The sequence below is a fragment of the Rhodobium orientis genome (assembly GCF_003258835.1).
Classification (GTDB): domain Bacteria; phylum Pseudomonadota; class Alphaproteobacteria; order Rhizobiales; family Rhodobiaceae; genus Rhodobium; species Rhodobium orientis.
This window is the reverse complement of record NZ_NPEV01000011.1, coordinates 39,216-58,475: the sequence shown is the minus strand read 5'-3', so window position 1 is coordinate 58,475 and position 19,260 is coordinate 39,216. Positions and strand designations below refer to the sequence as shown.

Sequence of the window (19,260 nt, the reverse complement as noted above, 5' to 3'; positions counted from 1 at the left end):
GCCTGAAGTGTCTCTCCCACTCATATAACGATGAAGGGCGGTTGTGCCAGTTCCTTCGACGCTGTGTCGCGCGTCAGGCGATGGTCGGAGCGAGGTCGAGCACCGGCACGGGGGCCACGACGGTGATCTCCTCGGTGGTGATCTCGCAGCGCCAGGACAGCGCTTCGACGCCGGCGGCGATGGCCGCATCGAAGGCAAGGCCGTAGGCCGGGTCGATGTCGCGGGCGAGCGATATCCGGTCCGTGTCCGGCCGCTGGATCAGGAACATCATCACCGCGCGGTGGCCAGCGGCCACCATGTCGGAGAGTTCGCGCAGATGCTTGGCGCCGCGCGTCGTCACGCTGTCCGGGAACTCCGACAGCATCGGTTCGCGCAGCAGGTGGACGTTCTTGACCTCCACATAGCAGGGCGGGCGGCCCTCGCTTTCCAGGAGGATGTCGACGCGCGAGTTGACGCCGTAGCGGACCTCGCGGCGCAGGGTCTCGTAGCCGGCAAGTTCCGGGATGGTGCCGGCCGCGATTGCCTCGGCGACGAGGGTGTTGGGGTTGTTGGTGTTGATGCCGACGAGGACGCCGTCGGCCTCCACCAGCTCCAACGTGTGGGCGAGCTTCCTCTTGGGGTTCGCCGATCTCGACAGCCAGACGCGGCTTCCCGGCGCCTTCAGCCCGGTCATGGAGCCGGGGTTCGGACAGTGGGCGGTGACGATCTCGCCGTCCGCCAACTCCACATCGGCGAGGAAGCGCTTGTAGCGCTGGACGAGACGGCCTTCCGTCAGGGGCAAGGGCAGGCGCATTATCGGGGCTATTCGATCAGCAGGGAATCGTCTTCCAGGTCCTGGCCGCGGACCTTGCGGAACATGGCGACGAGGTCGTCGGTGGTGAGCCCGGCGCGCATGTCACCGGCAACGTCGAGGACGATGCGGCCCTCGTGCAGCATGATGGTGCGGGTGCCGACGTCGAGCGCCTGGCGCATGGAGTGGGTCACCATCATGGTCGTCAGCTTGCGCTCCGCGACCAGCCGCTCTGTGAGGTCCAGCACGAACTCGGCCATGCCGGGGTCCAGGGCGGCGGTGTGCTCGTCGAGGAGCATCACTTCGGAGGGCGACAGGGTCGCCATGATCAGGGCGAGCGACTGGCGCTGGCCGCCGGAGAGGAGGTTCATCAGGTCGTTGAGGCGGTTTTCCAGCCCGAGCCCGAGTTCCGAGACGCGCTCGTGGAAGATTTCGCGGCGCTCGGCCGAGAGCGCCGGCCCGAGGCCGCGGCGGTGGCCTCTTGCTGCGGCAAGGGCGAGGTTCTCCTCGATCGAAAGGTTGCCGCAGGAGCCGGCGAGCGGATCCTGGAAGACGCGGGCGACGAGGCCGGCGCGGCGCGCGGTCGACCACTTCGTGACGTCGCGCTCGCCGATCAGGATGCGGCCGTCGGAGACCGGCGTGTCGCCGGCGACGGCGGACAAGAGCGTCGATTTGCCGGCGCCGTTGGAGCCGATGACGGTGACGAACTCGCCGGAGGAGATGGTGAGGTCGATGCCGCGCAACGCCCTGGTCTCCAGCGGCGTGCCGCGCGAGAAGGTGACGCCGAGGTTCTCGATGCGGATCATGTCCGGCCTCCCTTCCTCAGCCGCGGCAGGATCAGCGCGACGGCGACCAGCACTGCGGTGGCAAGGTTGAGGTCCGAGGCCTTGAGGCCGATGACGTCGGCGGACAGCGCGAGCTGGATGGCGATGCGGTAGAGCACCGAGCCAATGACGCAGCCGATGAGGGCGAGCGCGATGCGCCGGCTCGGCAGCAGCGTCTCGCCGACGATGACGGCGGCAAGGCCGACGACGATGGTGCCGACGCCGGCGGTCACGTCGGCAAAGCCGTTGGTCTGGGCAAAGAGCGCGCCGGCAAGGCCGACAAGGGCGTTGGAGAGCGCGATGCCGGCATAGATGTGGAACTGGGTGCGGATGCCCTGCGCCCGCGCCATGCGGGCGTTGGCGCCGGTGGCGCGCATGGCAAGGCCGAAATTGCTGCCGAGGAAGGCGGTCAAAAGCACCACGGCGATGGCGACGAAGACGAAGAGCACGGCGGGCCGGACGAGATAGTCGGAGAGGCCCAGGCCGTAGAACGGGGTGAGCACCGTCGGCTCGTTGATGATGGCGACGTTCGGCCGGCCCATGACGCGCAGATTGATGGAAAAGAGCGCGATCATGGTCAGGATCGAGGCAAGCAGGTGCAGGATCTTGAACTTGACGTTGAGGGTCGCTGTGACGAGCCCGGCGCAGCCGGCGGCGACCATGGCGGCGAGCGTTGCCGGCCAGGGCGCGACGCCGGCAAGGATCAGCACGGCGGCGACGGCGGCCCCCAGCGGCAGCGAGCCATCGACGGTCAGGTCCGGGAAGTCGAGGATGCGGAAGGAGAGATAGACGCCAAGCCCGACGAAGGCGTAGACGAGGCCGAGTTCGACGGCTCCCCAGAAAGCGATTTCGCTCAACGCTGCCCCACAGTCAAAACAAGGCCCCGGAAACCGGCGGACCGCTCATGAGCGGCCCGGGCGTCCGGGGACTTTTCGTTGCAATTCCAGGCGACTTATTCGACCACGGTGTTGGCGCGGTCGATGACGGCCTTCGGGATCGTGACGCCCATGCGCTCGGCGGCGCCGGGATTGACGATCAAATTGGTGCCGGCGGCCACCTTCACCGCGATGTCGCCGGGCTTTTCGCCCTTCAGGACGCGGGCGACGATCTGGCCGGTCTGCACGCCGATGTCGTGGTAGTTGAAGCCGACGGCGGCGAGCGCGCCGCGCGACACGGAATCGGTGTCGCCTGAGTAAAGCGGGATGTCGTTCTCCTCGGCGACCTTCACTGCGGCTTCGAGCGCGGAGACGATGGTGTTGTCAGTCGGGATGTAGATGACGTCGGCCTTGCCGATCAGCGCGCGGGTGGCGCCCTGGACCTCGGCGGACTTGGTGGCGACGGATTCCACCAGTTCCATGCCGGCGGCCTCGACGCGCGAACGCATGCCTTCAAGCAGGGCGACCGAGTTGGCCTCGCCGGAATTGTAGACGATGCCGATGGTCTTGGCGTCCGGCGAGATCTCGCGGATCAGCGCCAGGTGGTCGTCGAGCGGCGAGAAGTCGGAAAGGCCGGTGACGTTGCCGCCCGGCTTTTCGGTGTTGGAGATCAGCTTGGCGCCGACCGGGTCGGTGACGGCGGTGAAGACGACCGGGATGTCCCTGGTGCCGGCGACCACGGCCTGTGCCGAGGGCGTGGAAATCGGCACGATGACGTCCGGCGCCTCGCCGATGAACTGGCGGGCGATCTGGGCGGCCGTTGCCGGATTTCCTTGCGCGGACTCGTAGACGAAGGTGAGGTTCTCGCCGTCCTTGTACCCCGCCTCGGCAAGGGCATCCTTGACGCCGTCGCGGCAGGCATCGAGGGCCGGATGCTCGACGATGGCGGTGACGGCGACCGTGACAGTGTCGGCGGCAAGCGCCGGGCTGGCGATTGCGCTCGCAGCGGCGAGCGCCAACAGAAGCTTACGCATGGCGTGACGTCCTCCGAAAAATCCTTGTGAACGCCGATCGTTGGCGGCGAACCCTGCGGAGAGACGATTTTTTGACGGGCGAGTCAATGGTTGCCCGGCCGACCTTCACGCGAAAAAAGGGCGCTTTACGGCGGGGATACGGGCGGCGAATGGGCGCGCCCGTAGTTTACCCAAGGCCCGCCGGGTGGCGGGCCCGTGTCGGCTCAGAACCGACCGTTCTGGAAGTCTGCAAAGGCCTGGTGGAGCTCGGCTTCCGTGTTCATGACGAAGGGGCCGGCGCGGGCCACCGGCTCGCCGAGCGGGCGGGCGGCAATGAGAAGGAATTTCGCGCCGTCCTCGCCGGCGGTGGCCGAGACCACGTCGCCGGTGCCGAGGACGGCAAGGTTGCCGATGCCGAGGGTCTGCGGTCCGTCGGTGCCGGCAAGGGTGAGGGTGCCGTCATGGACGAGGACGAAGGCGTTGCGATCGCCGCCGATGGCTTCAAGGAGCGTTGCGCCGGCATCGAGGTGGATGTCGGCAAAGAACGGGTCGGTCGGCCGGTCGACGACGGGGCCGGAAACGCCCCCCGACGTGGTGCCGGTGACGACGCGCAGGCTGGCACCGTCGCGCTTTTCCACCGGGATGCGGTCGGGGGTGAACTCCTGGTAGCCGGCGGGCACCATCTTGTCCTTGGCCGGCAGGTTGATCCAGAGCTGGAAGCCGGAGAGGAGGCCGTTCTCCTGTTCCGGCATTTCCGAATGGACGATGCCGCTCCCGGCCGTCATCCACTGGATGCCGCCCGGCTCGATAACGCCGGCATTGCCGCGATTGTCGGCGTGGCGCATGCGGCCGTGCAGCAGGTAGGTGACCGTCTCGAAGCCCCGGTGCGGGTGGTCCGGGAAGCCGGCGAGGTAATCCTGCGGCTTGTCGGAATGGAACCAGTCGAGCATCAGGAACGGGTCGAGGAAGTCGAACCGGGGCGTTCCCAGCATGCGCCGCATGCGCACGCCGGCGCCGTCGGAGGCGTTCATGCCGTCGGTGCGAAAGACGACCGGTCGGATTTTCTGGTCGATATCGGTGACGGTCATCGTTTGCTCCTTGCTGTCTCGTGCTGCGCGCCCGCCGGACGCGTCATCTTGTGGCGATATGTGGCGTCGTTTGCGCCTTTGAAAAGCGCTTGCAGCGGAAACAGAGTGTTTGCGGCGGATCAGGAGAGGGCGTCGGCGGTGCCGTGCGCGGCGCGAAGGTCTCTGAGGAAGGTCTTCAGGGTTTCCGTCGGCCGGTAGCCTTTCCTCAGGATCAGGCAGAAGGTGCAGGTATAGGCGACCTCGTCCGGCAGGATCGCTTTCAGCCGGCCGTCCTCGACCCATTGCCTTGCATAGTGCTCCGGCAGGAAGCCGAGATAGCGGCCGGACAGGATCAGCATCAGTTGCGGCTCGATCTGGTGGACGGTCGCCTCCACCGGGCCCAGCAGCAGCCGCTTTTCGTCGGCCGCCCGCCAGTAGCCGCGGCGGATGAAGGCGTGCTGGCGCAGCGCCTCCGGCGTCACCGCGTCCTCGGCCAGGACCGGATGGTCGGTGGCGGCGTAGAGGTAGTGCTGTTCGTCGTAGAGCGGGACGGATTCCAGCCCGGAGATCAGGTGCGGGAAGCTGCCGATGCCGCAGTGATAGACGCCGTCATAGACCTTCTGCTGCAGTTCCTGGGGGCGGTCCTGCATCAGGGTGACGGAGACGTCGCCGCCGCGCCCACCGAATGCCGCGATCGCCTCGGAGATGCGGGAATTGGGGTCGGTGACCATGCTGTCGACGAGGCCGATGCGCAACTCGCCCGTCAGCGTGCCCTTGAGTGCGCCGATTTCCGCGTCGAAATCGCCGATCGCCTTGAACAGGCGCCGCGCCGCGTCGAGCACCATGGCGCCCTTTTCCGTCAGCCGGAAGCCGGTGCGGCCGCGCTGGCAGAGCTTGATGCCGAGGCGCTCTTCCAGCGCCGTCATGTGGTTGGAGATCGTCGAGCCGGAAATGTTGAGCTCGGCCTCAGCGGCGGAGAAGGCGCCGTGGCGGGCGACGGCCTCAAAGACCTGCAAGAAGCGCAGGTCGCTGCGGGACAGGCGGACGGGCATAGTTTGATATTTCCAAAAGTGAGTTTTGATAATTCCCTATTTTTTCCAGCTACGCCAGCCGTTAGCCTGCTTAAACGATTGGCATGACTAATTCGTGGTCAATAACGAGGTGTCCATGAGGTTCAACCAGCCGCTCGGCGGCAACGAGATGCCGCGCTTCGCCGGCCCGGCGACGATGATGCGGCTGCCGTCGCAGGAAACGGCGGAGGGGCTGGATGCCTGCTTCGTCGGAATCCCGCTCGATATCGGCACCTCGAACCGCTCCGGCACGCGCCAGGGACCGCGCTACATCCGCATCGAGTCCTGCATGCTCAGGCCCTACAACATGGGCACGGGGGCTGCGCCCTTCGACAGCCTGCAGGTCGCCGACATCGGCGACGTCGCCCTCAACACCTTCGATCTGAAGAAATCGGTCGCGATCATCGAGGAGGCCTATGACGGCATCCTTGCCCATGACTGCCGGCCGTTGACGCTCGGCGGCGACCACACGCTGGTCTATCCGATCCTCAAAGCCATGGCCAAGAAGCACGGGCCGGTGGCGCTCGTTCACGTCGATGCCCATGCCGACATCAACGACGAGATGTTCGGCGAGAAAATCGCGCACGGCACACCGTTCCGCCGGGCCCTCGAAGACGGCTGCATCGCAGCCGACAAGGTGTTCCAGATCGGGCTTCGCGGCACCGGCTATTCGCCCGACGATTTCAACTGGTCGCGCCAGCAGGGCTTCACCGTGGTGCCGGCCGAGGACTGCTGGATGAAGTCCTTGAGCCCGCTGATGGCGGAGATCCGCGACACAATCGGCGACCACCCGACCTATCTCTCCTACGACATCGACAGCCTCGATCCGGCCTTTGCACCGGGCACTGGCACGGTGGAGATCGGCGGCCTCACCATCTGGCAGGCGCTGGAGATCATCCGCGGCTGCCGCGGCCTCAATATCGTCGGCGGCGATCTCGTCGAGGTCTCGCCGCCCTACGATCCGTCGGGCAACACCGCGCTCGTCGGCGCCAACCTGCTCTACGAAATGCTCTGCATCCTGCCCGGGGTCCGCTATCCGCACGAGGCCCCGCAAGCCAAAGAAAACCAATAAACCGACCAGATCCCTCCAAGAACCATCCAGAGGTGAACCGAGCCATGAACACCGCGATCAAACGACTGAAGCTGACGGGCGCCGTTGCGCTCAGTTCGCTCCTTGCCGGCGTCGCCGCCATGCCCGCCGCCAATGCCACGGAAGAACTCAACGCGCTGGTCTGGTGTGATCACACCGACCCGGCGCTGATCGAGCCGTTCGAGAAGAAGTTCGACGTCAAGGTGAACCTGAAGGAATATGAGGGCACGGGCTCGGCGCTTGCCATCGTGGAACAGTCGCAGCCCGGCGACTGGGACGTCTTCGTCATCGACGGCGTCGACGTGCCGCGCGCCATTGACGCCGACCTGCTGGCGCCGCTACCGGCCGACGAGTTGCCGCTCGACGACATCTTCCCGGAGCTGCGCCTGGAAAGCTCCCTGATGCGTGACGGCAAGCTCTACGCCGTCTCCGAAAAATTCGGCTACAACACCGTCTCCTTCAACAAGACCAAGGTCGATGCCGCCGACATGAAGGACATGACGGTGCTGTGGTCCGACGCATACAAGGGCAGGATCGCGGTCTACGACTACTACCTGCCGGTGATCGGCATGGTCGCCGTCGGCCTCGGCAAGAAGACCTCGGAGCTGACCGCCGACGACCTGCCGGAGATCAAGGAGACCCTCTTCAAGATCAAGGACAACGCCAAGCTCGTCGGCGAGGTGGTGTCGAGCCAGACGGCGATCGCGACCGGCGAGGTCGACATCCTGGTCGGCGGCGGCGAGTGGGTGACGGCCGGGCTTTCCGCCGACAAGCCGGAGCTGGACTGGATCCTGCCGGACCAGGGTGGCGTGCGCTGGTCGCAGTCGATCGGCGTCTTCAAGGACAGCAAGCGCAAGGAGCTGGCGACGGAGTTCGTCAAATACATCGTCTCGCCGGAAGGCCAGGCGCGGCTCGCCACCTCGTCCTGCTACTGGGCGATGCCGGCGAACGCCAAGGCGGGCGCGGAGCTGACCGACCAGCAGAAGGCGGCGCTGCGCTGGGACGACCAGGAAGCCTATCTGAAGAACGCCCAGATGTACCCGGCGCCGGACGCCGAACTGGACGCCGCCATGCAGGATCTGTGGACGGAATTCCTCCAGCACTAGAAACTCCTCCTGCAATCAGGCGAGCCTTGCCGGGCGTGACGTGACGTCCGGCAAGGCTTGACGCGAACGAGGCGGCAAGGACGATGGCGGCACGGGGACAACGGTTCGATCTCGGCCCCTGGGGCTTCGTTGCCCCGGCGCTCCTTTGGACGGCGGCGTTTTTCGTTGCCCCGTTCGTCGTCATGGCGGTGGTCAGCCTCTGGGAGCGGATCGGCACCGATCTCGTCGCCAGCTGGAGCTTTGCCAACTACCTGAAGTTCTTCGAGCGCGGCCACTTCCTGGAGGCCATGCTGAATTCGCTGGAGGTGACCGTCATCGTCACCGTCACCTCCATCCTGCTGGCCTATCCCTTCGCCTGGATCATCGCCGAGAAGGTGCCGCCGCGGCTGCAGCGGATGGCGCTGGTGCTCGCCATCCTGCCGTTCTGGACCTCCTATGTGGTCCGCTCCTATTCCTGGCTGCTGGTGCTTGCCAATAACGGCATCATCAACGAGACGCTGCTTTCCATCGGCCTCATCGCCGAGCCGCTCGACCTTGCCAACAGCCGCACGGCGACGGTCATCGGCTTCGTCCACTTCTTCGTCATGCTGCTAACGCTGACGATCTACGCCAACCTCGTCCAGCTCTCGCCGAACTACCGAAAGGCCGCAGCCGATCTCGGGGCCGGGCCGCTCTCCACCTTCTGGTTCGTGGTGCTGCCGCTGACCCTGCCGGGCATCATGGTCGGCGCCTTCCTCACCTTCGTGCTGTGCATCGGCGACTACATCACGCCGCAGGTGCTCGGCGGCAACAACGAACTCCTGATGCCCCAGGTGATCATGCTGCAGATCGGCCGGCGCGCCGACTTCCCGACCGCCTCGGCGCTGGCGATCCTCTTGATGATCGTCGTCACCATCGCCTATCTCGGCTTTGCCCGCTGGATCCGGCTGGAAAGGGCATGACCATGCGCGGCACGTCCTGGCGCACGGCTGCCTCCGCCCTCTACGCCGTCCTCGTCTACGGCTTCATCTTCCTGCCGGTCGTGGTGCTGGTGCTGTTCTCGTTCCAGGATGGGCGGTTCCCGATCCCGCCGTTTGAGGGGTTCAGCCTTCGCTGGTACGAGGCGGTGCTTGCCGACAGCCGACTGATGGAGGCCCTCGCCAACTCCATCGTGGTCGCCGTCGGGTCCTCGCTCGTCGCTGTCCTCCTCGGCTTCCTCGCCGCCTACGGCCTTGCCCGCTTCGCCCTGCCGGCCAAGGGCGTGCAGCGGGCGCTGCTGACGGCGCCGCTCACCGTCTCCTACCTGATCATCGGCATGGGGCTTCTCATCACCTTCAACTTCATCGGCTTTCCGAAGTCGCTGCTCGCCGCCGGGATCGGCCATGTGGTGATCAACCTGCCGCTCTGCTTTGCCATCATCTACAGCCAGATGGGCGACCACCAGGCGAATATCGAGAAGGCGGCCCGCGACCTCGGCGCCTCGGAATGGCAGGTGATCACGCTCGTCACGGCGCCGATGCTGTGGCCGGCGCTGTTCGCCGCATTCTTCCTGTCGATGACGTTCTCCTGGGACGAGTTCATCATCTCGTTCCTGCTCACCCGCTTCGACGTCACCCTGCCGGTGGAGATCTGGAGCTTGCTCCGCTCCGGCCTCAACCCCAAGACCAACGCCGTCGGCAGCCTCGTCTTCGGCATCTCCGCCGTTCTCGTCGTCGTGCTGGAACTGGTCGTCCTCAGAAAGGGGAGGCGCGCATGAGCGCGACCGCCGTCGACGTCAAGAACGTCACCCATCGCTACGAGGCGTTCACCGCGCTCGCCGATGTGTCGCTGACCGTTCCGACCGGCTCCTACACGGTGTTCCTGGGGCCCTCCGGCTCCGGCAAGACGACGCTTCTGTCCGTCATCGGCGGCTTCCTGGTGCCGCAGGCCGGCTCCGTTCTCATCAACGGCGCCGACATGACCGCGGTGCCGCCGGCAAAGCGGCCGACGACGACCGTGTTCCAGGACTACGCGCTGTTTCCGCACATGACGATCGGCGCCAATGTCGCCTTCGGGCTCCGCATGCGCGGCATCGGCTCGAAGGAGCGCATGCGCCGGGCGCACGAGATGCTGGAGCTTGTCGGGCTCAAGGGCTCGGAGGCCAAGCGCCCGCACGAGCTTTCCGGCGGCCAGCGCCAGCGCGTGGCGCTCGCCCGGGCGCTTGCGGTGGAACCCTCCGTGCTCCTCCTCGACGAGCCGCTCGGTGCGCTCGATCTGAAGCTGCGCCGGCAGATGCAGGCGGAATTGAAGGCGATCCAGCGCGAGGTCGGCACCTCCTTCGTCCACGTCACCCACGACCAGGAGGAGGCGATGGCCATCGGCGATACCATCGTCGTCATGAGCCACGGCCGGATCGAGGATATGGGGACGCCGGAGCGGGTGTACCTGAAGCCCGCGACCCTGTTCGCGGCCGGCTTCATGGGCCAGAGTTCGTTTCTGAAGGGGAAGGTGAGATGGCGCACCGGCGGGCGTCTCGATATCGAGACCCCCGTCGGCCGGTTGCCTCTTCCCCTCAACGGTTCAGGCGCCGACACGGGCGACGATGTGGTGCTCTCCATCCGGCCGGAGCATTTCGTCGTCGGTGCCGTGGAGGGTGCGGCGCTGTCGCTTGGCAGCGCCACGGTGGAGGACATGACCTTTGCCGGCGCCCACCACCTTGCCGTCATGCGCCATGAGACCGTCGACAGTTTCCGGCCGATGGTGCAGATGCCGCAGACCGGCGAGACGACGCCGGGCACCACGGTGGCGCTCGGCGTGCTGCCGGAGGACGTGGTTATCCTGAAGGACGACAGCTGATGGCGGAGTTACCGCGGGCGACGGCGGAGGCCTGGTACGAGACGAGGACGGTCGGCGACGACGTCACCTTCATCTCCGAGCCGTTTATTCTGGAGTTCTACCGCTGCAACATCTGGCACGTGCGCGGGCGCGACAAGGACATGCTGGTCGACAGCGGCATGGGCGTCGTCTCGCTCAGGCAGCAGGTGCCGCTGGTCACCGAGCGGCCGTTGGAGGCCGTCGCCAGCCACACCCATTTCGACCATATCGGCTGCCACCACGAATTCGACCACCGCACCGTCCACCGTGCCGAGGCAGAGCTTCTGGCGGAACCGACGCGGGCGAACACGCTCGCCGACCCCTACGTCACCGACGCCATCTTCACCGCGTTGCCGCCGCAGCCGTACCTTTCCACCGAATATGCGGTGAGGAGGGCACCGGCGACGCGCATCGTCGAGGACGGCGACGTCATCGACCTCGGCGACCGGCATTTCACGGTCATCCACACGCCGGGCCATTCACCGGGCGGCATCGCGCTCTTTGAGGCCGCCACCGGCATCCTTTTCTCCGGCGACATCCTCTATGACGGGCCGCTGATCGAGGATACCTACCATTCCGATCTCGGCGACTACATCGCCAGCATGGAGCGGCTCCTCGACCTGCCGGTGCGGCTCGTCCATGGCGGCCATTTCCCGAGCTTTTCCGGGGAGCGCTATCGCAGCCTCATCCGCGACTGGCTGGCGGCGCACGACCGGTGAGGGGGCTTCCAAAAGAAGGCTTGTCGTCATCGCGAGGAGCCGCAGGCGATGCGGCGATCCAGAGGCAACGCGCTCGGAGCGTGCCGCTTCTGGATTGCCGCGCTCGCTTCGCTCGCTCGCAATGACGACACGCTGAGGTCGGCTCTCGTTTTTCGCGTTAGTCGGCTGTCCATTCGACCCGCCCTTCGGGCCAATCCGCCGGACGATCTGCCGCGGAGGAGCATTTCGCGGCGGCGACGGATTGCCCGAAAGTTAGAACATTTGTATATTGCATGCATCAAGTGTTAAGTGCGCGTGTTTCATTCAGAGGTTTCACTCCCATGAAAGCGACATGTCTGAAGGCGCTCGAGGAGCTCGGCGCCGCGCTCTCCCGGCTCGACGACGACGCCATGCGGGCCGCGATCGACGAGATCGCCGCGGCGGACAGAATCGCGCTTTACGGCGTCGGCCGCGAGGGGCTGCAGATCAAGGGCCTGTGCATGCGGCTGTTCCATCTCGGCCTGAAGGTGGCGATGGTCGGGGACATGACGACGCCGCCGCTCGGCAAAGGCGACCTCCTCGTCGTGTCGGCCGGTCCGGGCAATTTTTCCACCGTCTCCGCGCTGATGGGCGTTGCCAAAGAGGCGGGTGCGCGGACGCTCGTCGTGACCGCTCAGCCGGACGGTGCGGCGCCGAAGGCTGCCGATACGGTGCTGCCGGTGCCGGCCCAGACCATGGCCGACGACCAGGCCGGCGAGGGGAGCATCCTTCCGATGGGATCGCTCTTTGAGGGCGCGGAATTCATCGTCTTTGAGGCCCTCGTCATCGGCGTGCGCGACCGGCTGAAGGTGAGCCCGGAGGCGATGCGCGCGCGCCATACCAATCTCGAATAGGCGCGGTTTCCGCTACGGTGTAAGGATTGACGGGGGCGCGAGGAAATGCCGGGCAGAAGGGCCGCATGACGACGTCCCGCAGGAAGAGGCAAGGAATGGCGGACGGTTCCGACGGACTGACAGGCGGTATGGATGCCGAGCACCTCGTGGCCCGGGTCGCCTGGTACTATTACGTCGCGAACATGACGCAGCAGGAGATCGCCGACCGGCTCGGTCTGACGCGCCTCAGGGTCAACAAGATCATCGGCCAGGTCCGCGCCGACGGTTCGGTGCAGGTGGAGATCCGGCTGCCGCTCGCTTCCTGCGTTGCCCTGGAAGAGGAGCTGAAGTCCCGCTTCAAGCTGCAGGACGCGGTGGTCGTGCCGTCGATCCGCGACGAGGTGGCCCAGAAACGGGTGATCGGCGAGGCCGCCGGCGTGCTTCTCAACGGCATGCTGAAGGACGGCCAGACCATCGGTCTCGGTTGGGGCGACACGCTGGGGGCGGCCGTGCGCAAGCTGACGCCGCGCCAGTTCTCGCGCACAAGGGTCGTCTCGCTGATGGGCGGGCTGACCCGCGGCTCCGGCGCCAACACCTTCGAGGTCGCCAGCCAGCTCGCCCGCGCGCTCGGCGCCGAATGCCACTACATTCCCTCGCTGCTCTACTATCCGGACGACGAGAGCTTTGCCGGCCTGATGGCCTATCCGCCGCTGGCCGAGGTGATGGCCGAGGCGCGCCAGGCGGATCTGGTGCTGGTCTCCTGCGGCGACCTCTCCGGCCGCTCGCAGCTCTTTTCCGCCGTTTCCCTGTCGCCGCGCGACATCGACGAGCTGAAGGAAAAGGGCGCCGTCGGCGAACTCCTCGGCACCTTCCTCGACGCCGACGGCAAGGATGTCGACCATCCGCTGAACAAGCGGGTGATGGCGCTGCACCCCTCCGGCCTCGGCAACATCGCCAAGACGATCCTCGCCTCGGGCGATGCCTACAAGCTGCCGATCATCCGGGCGATCCTGAAGCTCGGCAACGTCACCCACCTGGTGACGGACGAGGCGGTCGCGGAAGGATTGATGCGCGGCTAGGCACGTCCAACCAAGAGCGGAAACGTTTCTGAAAAAGGACCGCGCAAAAGACTGACGGCTGAAGGATGTGATGTGTATGGGTTTGGCCGAACGATGCTTCAGAAGTCGCTAATAGGCGCTGTTTTTCTTTATTCATGAATGGGTTACGGGGTGTCGGAAATGCGCTGTTTTGGCGCAGAGATACCTAACCGACAAATCAATTGAAAAACAGAAATTACAAATGTAATGTCCTTTGACCGGTAGGGAAGATCCGCAAGCTCGTTCGAGCGAGTAGGGCGCCATGAACGCCGTAGCCGCCGAACGACCGTGTGAGGGCTTCTCATGCGCGGCCCGGTCCGCGCAGATGGAGTGCCAGCATGTGCTTCCATTACCGGCGGTGAGGAAAAAAGTTCGAGGAACATTCCCATGAAAAAACTCCTTTTGGCGTCAATCCTGGCTGCTGTCGTGGCTGGTCCTACGGTTGCTGCCGCGCAAGACCAAGACCCGCTTCGCTTCGTCATCGTGCCGAAGGTGGTGCATCCGTGGTTCGACCTCGTGAACGACGGCGCCAAGGAAGCGGCAAAGATGCTGACCGAGACCACCGGCCGCGAGGTGCAGATCGAGTATCGCGCACCGCAGAAGGCCGATGTCATCGAACAGAACGACATCATCTCCCGCTCCATCGCCACCCAGCCGGACGGCATCCTCGTCGACCTGCTGGACGGCAAGGGCAACCGCGTCGTGCTTGAAGAAGCCGTCGACCAGGGCATTCCGGTGACCGTGTTCGACTCCGTTCCGCCCGAGGGCATGGCCCTCACCAGCATCGGCAATGACTTCTGCGAGCAGGCCAACATCGCGTCCGAACGCCTCGTCAAGCTGCTCGGCGGCAAGGGCGAAGTGGCGATCATGATGGGCGTGCCGACGGCACCGAACCACGCGATCCGCGCCGAATGCCACAAGAAGACGTTCGAGAAGTATCCGGACATCAAGCTTGTCGCGACCGGCATCGACAATGACAGCATCGAGACCGCCCAGAAGCAGGCCGCGGCCATCATGCAGGCCAACCCGAACCTGAAGGGCTGGGTGGCGTGCGACGCGGCCGGCCCGATCGGCATCGGTCAGGCGATCAAGGAAGCCGGCAAGGTCGGCGACGTGATCCATGTCGGCCTCGACAACCTGCCGGACCTCCTGGCCCTGATCAAGGAAGGCGTCGTCGACTCCTCGTCCTCGACCAAGCCGGAAATGCAGGGTTACTGGGCCGTCATCGCGACCTGGCAGAAGGCCATGGGCAAGCCGGTTCCGAAGTATATCGACACCGGTATCGCCATTATTACCAAGGAAAGCCTGGAATAGTCCTTCGCATGCACCCCACGGTTTCTGGCAACGGAATGCCGTGGGCCCCATGAATGACTTCCAGTGCGGGGCGGACGAGCCGGTATTTCACCGCCTTGCCCGTCCCGCGAGTCCCCACCAGCCGATTTGGTGACACGATGGCTTTCCTCCGCGTCCAAGGCATCCGCAAGGAGTTCCCCGGTGTCGTGGCGCTGGACAATGTCGACCTCGAGATCGAGCGCGGCACCGTCCACGTCTTCGCCGGCGAGAACGGAGCGGGCAAGTCGACCCTGATCCGGGCCCTGACCGGGATCATGCCGGTCGACAGCGGCACCATCCACATCGACGGGCGCGACACCGCCGAAGACAAATCGCTCTTCGACCTCGTCGCCTATGTGCCGCAGGAACTCAACGTGTTCCCGCACATGTCGGTGGCCGAAAACCTGTTCATGCCGTTCGACAAGTCCGGCTTCGGCGGCGCCGTGCTCTCCGGCTCGCGGATGACGCGCGAGGCGCAGGAATATCTCGACCGCTTCGACATCCACGCCCGGCCCGACCAGGCGGTGGGGTCGATCGCGGTCTCCGACCGGCAGCTCCTGCAGATCGCGCGCGCGGCGACAAAGAAGTCGTTTCAGATCCTGATCCTCGACGAGCCGACCACGTCGCTGACCACCAAGGAAATCGAGCGCCTCTTCAAGATCATCCGGCAGCTCCGCGACGAGGGCAAGGCGATCGTCTTCGTCTCCCACAAGATGGACGAGATCTTCGAGATCGGCACCACGGTCACGGTATTGCGCAACGGCCAGACGGTCGGCCACCGGGCGATGGACGAGGTGACCGAGCCGGAACTGATCCGCATGATGTCCGGCGGCGAGATCCGCCTCGACCAGACCTTCCTGCCGGAGACCGAGCCGGGCGAGCCGATCCTGACGGTCGAACACCTTTCCGGGCGCGGCTTCACTGACGCCTCCTTCACGCTCCGGCGCGGCGAAATCCTCGGCTTTGCCGGGCTGATCGGCGCCGGGCGCTCCGAGCTGATGCAGGGCGTCTTCGGCTACAAGAAGCCCAAGCACGGCCGCATCGTCCTGAAGGGCGAGGAATTGCGCCTCGGTTCGCCGGCCGCATCGGTCGCCGGCGGCGTTCTCTACCTTTCCGAAGAGCGCAAGCTGCACGGCATCCTGCCGACGCTCAGCGTGCGCGAGAACATCGGCATTTCCGTGCTCGACCAGACGGCGCCCTCCGGCGTCATCTCCGGCTCCCGCGAGCGCTCGATCGTCGGCAGCGTCATCGACGACTACGACATCAAGACCTCGTCCTGGGAAAAGAAGATCATGTTCCTGTCCGGCGGCAACCAGCAGAAGGCCATCATCGGCCGCGCCATGGCCCGGCGTCCGGACGTTCTCATCTTCGACGAGCCGACCCGCGGCATCGACGTCCGCAACAAGGTCGAGATCTACAAGATCATGAAGTCTCTGGCCGAGGAGGGGGTGGGGATCATCATGATCTCTTCCGAACTGGCCGAGTTGAAGAGATGCGCGACGCGCATCATCACCATGCACGACGGCGAGATCAGCGGCGAATTCGACACGATGACAACGGATGCCGACACGCTGGTGAGCGCCATTATCGGTTCGGGAGAGTTGCGCCATGTCGTCTGAAGTCGCTGCCGAAACGGCATCCCCCGCCAAACGGACCCTCGCCAGCCGCATCGCGGCGGTGCCGCTGCTCGGCGTGTTCACCGCGCTGGTCGTGATCTTCGTCGTCTCGTGCATGCTCTCGCCGCACTTCCTGACGCCCTACAACATGACGATCATATCGCGCACGCTCGCCTTCGTCGGGCTGGTCACGCTCGGCCAGTCGATGCTGATGATCCTCGGCGAGCTCGACCTCTCGCTCGGAGCTATCGCCGGGCTTTGCGGCGTCGTCGGCGGCATCATGATGGTGCAGATGGGCTGGAACCCGTGGCTGTCGTTCGCGCTCTGCCTGGCGCTCGGCACCTTTTGCGGCATGTTCAACGGCTTCCTGGTGGTCGCTCTTCGGCTGCATTCGCTGGTGCTGACCATCGGTATGGCCGGGGTCTATGGTGGCGCCAACCTCGTCGCCACCAAAGGTGTTGCCATCACCGGCATTCCGGACGCCATCCGCGTCCTCGGCAACAGCAAGCTCTATGGCGTGCCGGTGCCGTTCGTGATCCTGGTCGTCGCGCTCATCGTCATCACCTTCATGGCCGTGAAGACGCCGTTCGGGCGCTATCTCTACGCCATCGGCAACAACCCGCCAGCCGCCCGCATGCTCGGCATTCGCGTCGACACCATCCGGGTTCTGGTGTTCGCTGCCGCCGGCTTCCTGTCGGCGCTTGCCGGCATGCTGATGGTCGCCCGCCTTGGCACCGCCCAGCCGTCGATCGGCGAGGGCTGGGTGCTGGCGCCGATCGCCGCCTCGGTCATCGGCGGCGTTGCCACCACCGGCGGCGTCGGCAGCCCGATCGGCGCCATTCTCGGTGCGGCGATCATCGGTATCATCGAGAACATCATCGTGCTGTTCGGCGTCTCGCCCTACTGGCAGTCCATGGTCTCCGGCGCCATCGTCGTCCTGGCCATCTCGTTCGACTCCATCTCGCGCCGCTACCTGCGCCGCGAGGGCTGACGCCGGGAACACCCGGCCGGACGCCGCCCGCCCGGCCGGGAGAGAAAAAAGGGAGTGAAAAACATGAAACTCGGAGTGAATCTCTCCTTCGCCGTCAAACGCTGGCTGGAACCCGAAGCGCTTGCCGCGCTGATCCACGACCGGCTCGGCGTCAAATACGTCCAGTACACCTGGGACCTGACCGATCCGTGGTGGCCAGCGGCCGAGCGCGACCGCCTCGCGGTGGCCTATGCCAAGGCGTTTCGCGACGCCGGGCTCGTCGTTGAGAGCACCTTCGGCGGCCTTGCCTCCTACACCTACAATCACGTCCTTGCGCCGAATGCGGACTTGCGCAAGCTCGGCAAGGAGCACCTGAAGCGCGCCATCGACATGACGGCGGCGATGGAGGTGCCGGCGACGGGTATGCCGTTCGGCTCCTATTCGTCGGCCGATGCGGTCGATCCCGCCCGGCGCGAGGAGATCCTGAAGCTCGCCGAAGAGGCCTGGGTCGAGCTTGCCGCGCACGCGGCCGAAAGCGGCCTTGAGATGCTCTATGTGGAGCCGGTGCCACTCGGCACGGAGTTCCCGTCCACCGCCGCCGACGGGCTGCGCCTGATGCAGGACCTCGACGGCAAGACCGAGGTGCCGGTGCGGCTGCTGGTCGACTGGGGCCATGCCATGTTCGAGCCGCTGTTCGGTATTGAGGCCAACATGGACCACTGGATGAAAACCTGCGGCGACTACATCGCCGCCTATCACATCCAGCAGACCGACGGCCAGCTCGACCGTCACTGGAGCTTTGCCCAGGACGGCCTTCTGAACAAAGGCGTTCTTGAGGACTTCTGGAAGCGCTACGACCTGAAGGAGCAGACCTTCTTTGCCGAATTCGTTTACCCCTTCGAGGCGACCGACGAGTACGTTCTGGGCGACATGGTCGCGTCGATGGCGGCGCTCGACGTCGCCAAAGCGGCCTGAAGGCGAGGGAAAGCTTTACCCATGAGACGCGTGAAAAAGATCCTCAACGATCCGGCCAAGGTGGTCGAAGAGACGCTGGAAGGCATGAACCTTGCCGGCGACGGCGCCACCAGGCTGCTGCCGGGCAACATCATCGTCGCCGACCGCGAGAAGACCGACAAGCCGGCGCTCCTCATCGGCGGCGGCTCCGGCCACGAGCCGATGTTCGCCGGCTATGTCGGGCCCGGTCTCGCGGACGGCGCCGTCTGCGGCCAGGTGTTCGCCGCGCCGAGCCCGGACGCGATCGTGGCAGCCACCAAGGCCGTCGATTGCGGCAAGGGTGTCCTCTACGTCTACGGCAACTATTCCGGCGACAATATGAACTTCGATATCGGCGCCGAACTGGCCGATGAGGACGAGAACATCGCGACCCGCACCGTCCGGGTCCGCGACGACGTCGCCGCGGCGCCGGTCGAGCGCATGGACGACCGGCGCGGCATCGCCGGCGACTTCTTCGTCATCAAGGTGGCAGGCGCGGCTTCGGAGGCCGTCGACACGCTCGAAGAGCTCCACCGCATCGCCGCCAAGGCGGAGGCCAACACCCGGTCCATCGGCATTGCCGTTTCGGCCGGCTCGATCCCGGAGACCGGCGAGCCGACCTTCGAGCTCGGCGAGGACGAGATCGAGATCGGCATGGGCGCCCACGGCGAGCCGGGGGCGAAGCGCCAGAAGCTGGCGCCGGCCGACGAGATCGTCGACCAGATGATGGACCTCCTGCTGGCCGACCTGCCGTTCAAAAAGGGCGACGAGGTCGCGCTTCTCATCAACAATCTCGGATCGTCGACGCCGATGGAGCTGTTCGTCGCCAACCGGCGGGTGCGGGCGCGGCTGGCGGATGCCGGCATCACCGTCCACCGTACGGAGGTCGGCCCGTTCATCACTTCCCAGGAGATGGCCGGCTACTCGATCACGCTCATGCGCCTCGACGACGAGCTGAAAGGGTATCTCGATGCCCCGGCCTCCTCGCTGGCCTATTCGAACTGACGGAGGGTGC

The 19,260-nt window shown here is 65.7% G+C and carries 19 protein-coding genes; 13 read left to right on the top strand and 6 right to left on the bottom strand.

Annotated features, from left to right (window positions below; all coding sequences use genetic code 11):
• Positions 1-73 precede the first annotated feature (73 nt).
• From sfsA to CH339_RS07490, 6 genes are all read right to left on the bottom strand, one after another.
• Entirely contained in the window at positions 74-793 is a 720-nt protein-coding gene (gene sfsA, locus CH339_RS07515) for a DNA/RNA nuclease SfsA (RefSeq protein WP_111433723.1), read from the bottom strand.
• Between the two features lie 8 nt (positions 794-801).
• Positions 802-1,596, bottom strand: coding sequence for an ABC transporter ATP-binding protein (locus tag CH339_RS07510; protein ID WP_111433722.1), 795 nt, complete (start codon positions 1,594-1,596; stop codon positions 802-804).
• Positions 1,593-2,471: an ABC transporter permease gene (locus CH339_RS07505; RefSeq protein ID WP_111433721.1), complete on the bottom strand. Its 879-nt coding sequence runs from the start codon at positions 2,469-2,471 to the stop codon at positions 1,593-1,595. Before CH339_RS07505 ends, CH339_RS07510 begins: the two co-directional genes overlap by 4 nt.
• A 95-nt stretch (positions 2,472-2,566) precedes the next feature.
• On the bottom strand, positions 2,567-3,523 hold the full coding sequence (locus CH339_RS07500; protein WP_111433720.1) for an ABC transporter substrate-binding protein: 957 nt from the start codon (positions 3,521-3,523) through the stop codon (positions 2,567-2,569).
• Between the two features lie 203 nt (positions 3,524-3,726).
• Positions 3,727-4,590 (bottom strand): pirin family protein, encoded by an 864-nt coding sequence (locus CH339_RS07495; RefSeq protein WP_111433719.1) that lies wholly within the window; start codon positions 4,588-4,590, stop codon positions 3,727-3,729.
• A gap of 119 nt (positions 4,591-4,709) precedes the next feature.
• Positions 4,710-5,621, bottom strand: a complete 912-nt coding sequence (locus CH339_RS07490) for a LysR family transcriptional regulator (RefSeq protein WP_111433718.1) — start codon at positions 5,619-5,621, stop codon at positions 4,710-4,712.
• A 115-nt stretch (positions 5,622-5,736) separates the two neighbouring features.
• On the opposite strand from CH339_RS07490, the gene speB reads away from it, so the two are divergent.
• The 13 genes from speB (at position 5,737) to CH339_RS07425 (ending at position 19,250) form a co-directional block, all read left to right on the top strand.
• A complete protein-coding gene (speB, locus tag CH339_RS07485; protein WP_111433717.1) occupies positions 5,737-6,711 on the top strand; it encodes an agmatinase in 975 nt (324 codons plus the stop codon).
• A gap of 44 nt (positions 6,712-6,755) precedes the next feature.
• Entirely contained in the window at positions 6,756-7,835 is a 1,080-nt protein-coding gene (locus CH339_RS07480) for an ABC transporter substrate-binding protein (protein ID WP_111433716.1), read from the top strand.
• Between the two features lie 83 nt (positions 7,836-7,918).
• Entirely contained in the window at positions 7,919-8,776 is an 858-nt protein-coding gene (locus CH339_RS07475; protein WP_111433715.1) for an ABC transporter permease, read from the top strand.
• Positions 8,773-9,570, top strand: coding sequence for an ABC transporter permease (locus CH339_RS07470; RefSeq protein ID WP_244669078.1), 798 nt, complete (start codon positions 8,773-8,775; stop codon positions 9,568-9,570). Before CH339_RS07475 ends, CH339_RS07470 begins: the two co-directional genes overlap by 4 nt.
• On the top strand, positions 9,567-10,649 hold the full coding sequence (locus CH339_RS07465; protein WP_111433714.1) for an ABC transporter ATP-binding protein: 1,083 nt from the start codon (positions 9,567-9,569) through the stop codon (positions 10,647-10,649). Before CH339_RS07470 ends, CH339_RS07465 begins: the two co-directional genes overlap by 4 nt.
• A complete protein-coding gene (locus tag CH339_RS07460; RefSeq protein ID WP_111433713.1) occupies positions 10,649-11,386 on the top strand; it encodes an MBL fold metallo-hydrolase in 738 nt (245 codons plus the stop codon). Before CH339_RS07465 ends, CH339_RS07460 begins: the two co-directional genes overlap by 1 nt.
• Before the next feature lie 320 nt (positions 11,387-11,706).
• Positions 11,707-12,258 (top strand): SIS domain-containing protein, encoded by a 552-nt coding sequence (locus tag CH339_RS07455; protein ID WP_111433712.1) that lies wholly within the window; start codon positions 11,707-11,709, stop codon positions 12,256-12,258.
• Positions 12,259-12,353: 95 nt separating this feature from the next.
• Entirely contained in the window at positions 12,354-13,316 is a 963-nt protein-coding gene (locus tag CH339_RS07450) for a sugar-binding transcriptional regulator (protein WP_111433711.1), read from the top strand.
• 444 nt (positions 13,317-13,760) lie between these two features.
• Entirely contained in the window at positions 13,761-14,648 is an 888-nt protein-coding gene (locus CH339_RS07445; RefSeq protein ID WP_245408115.1) for a substrate-binding domain-containing protein, read from the top strand.
• A gap of 185 nt (positions 14,649-14,833) precedes the next feature.
• Entirely contained in the window at positions 14,834-16,285 is a 1,452-nt protein-coding gene (locus CH339_RS07440; protein WP_245408114.1) for a sugar ABC transporter ATP-binding protein, read from the top strand.
• Positions 16,275-17,273, top strand: a complete 999-nt coding sequence (locus CH339_RS07435) for an ABC transporter permease (protein WP_111433708.1) — start codon at positions 16,275-16,277, stop codon at positions 17,271-17,273. Before CH339_RS07440 ends, CH339_RS07435 begins: the two co-directional genes overlap by 11 nt.
• A gap of 63 nt (positions 17,274-17,336) precedes the next feature.
• Positions 17,337-18,227, top strand: a complete 891-nt coding sequence (locus CH339_RS07430; RefSeq protein ID WP_111433780.1) for a sugar phosphate isomerase/epimerase family protein — start codon at positions 17,337-17,339, stop codon at positions 18,225-18,227.
• A gap of 21 nt (positions 18,228-18,248) precedes the next feature.
• Positions 18,249-19,250: a dihydroxyacetone kinase subunit DhaK gene (locus tag CH339_RS07425; RefSeq protein ID WP_111433707.1), complete on the top strand. Its 1,002-nt coding sequence runs from the start codon at positions 18,249-18,251 to the stop codon at positions 19,248-19,250.
• Positions 19,251-19,260: the final 10 nt, after the last annotated feature.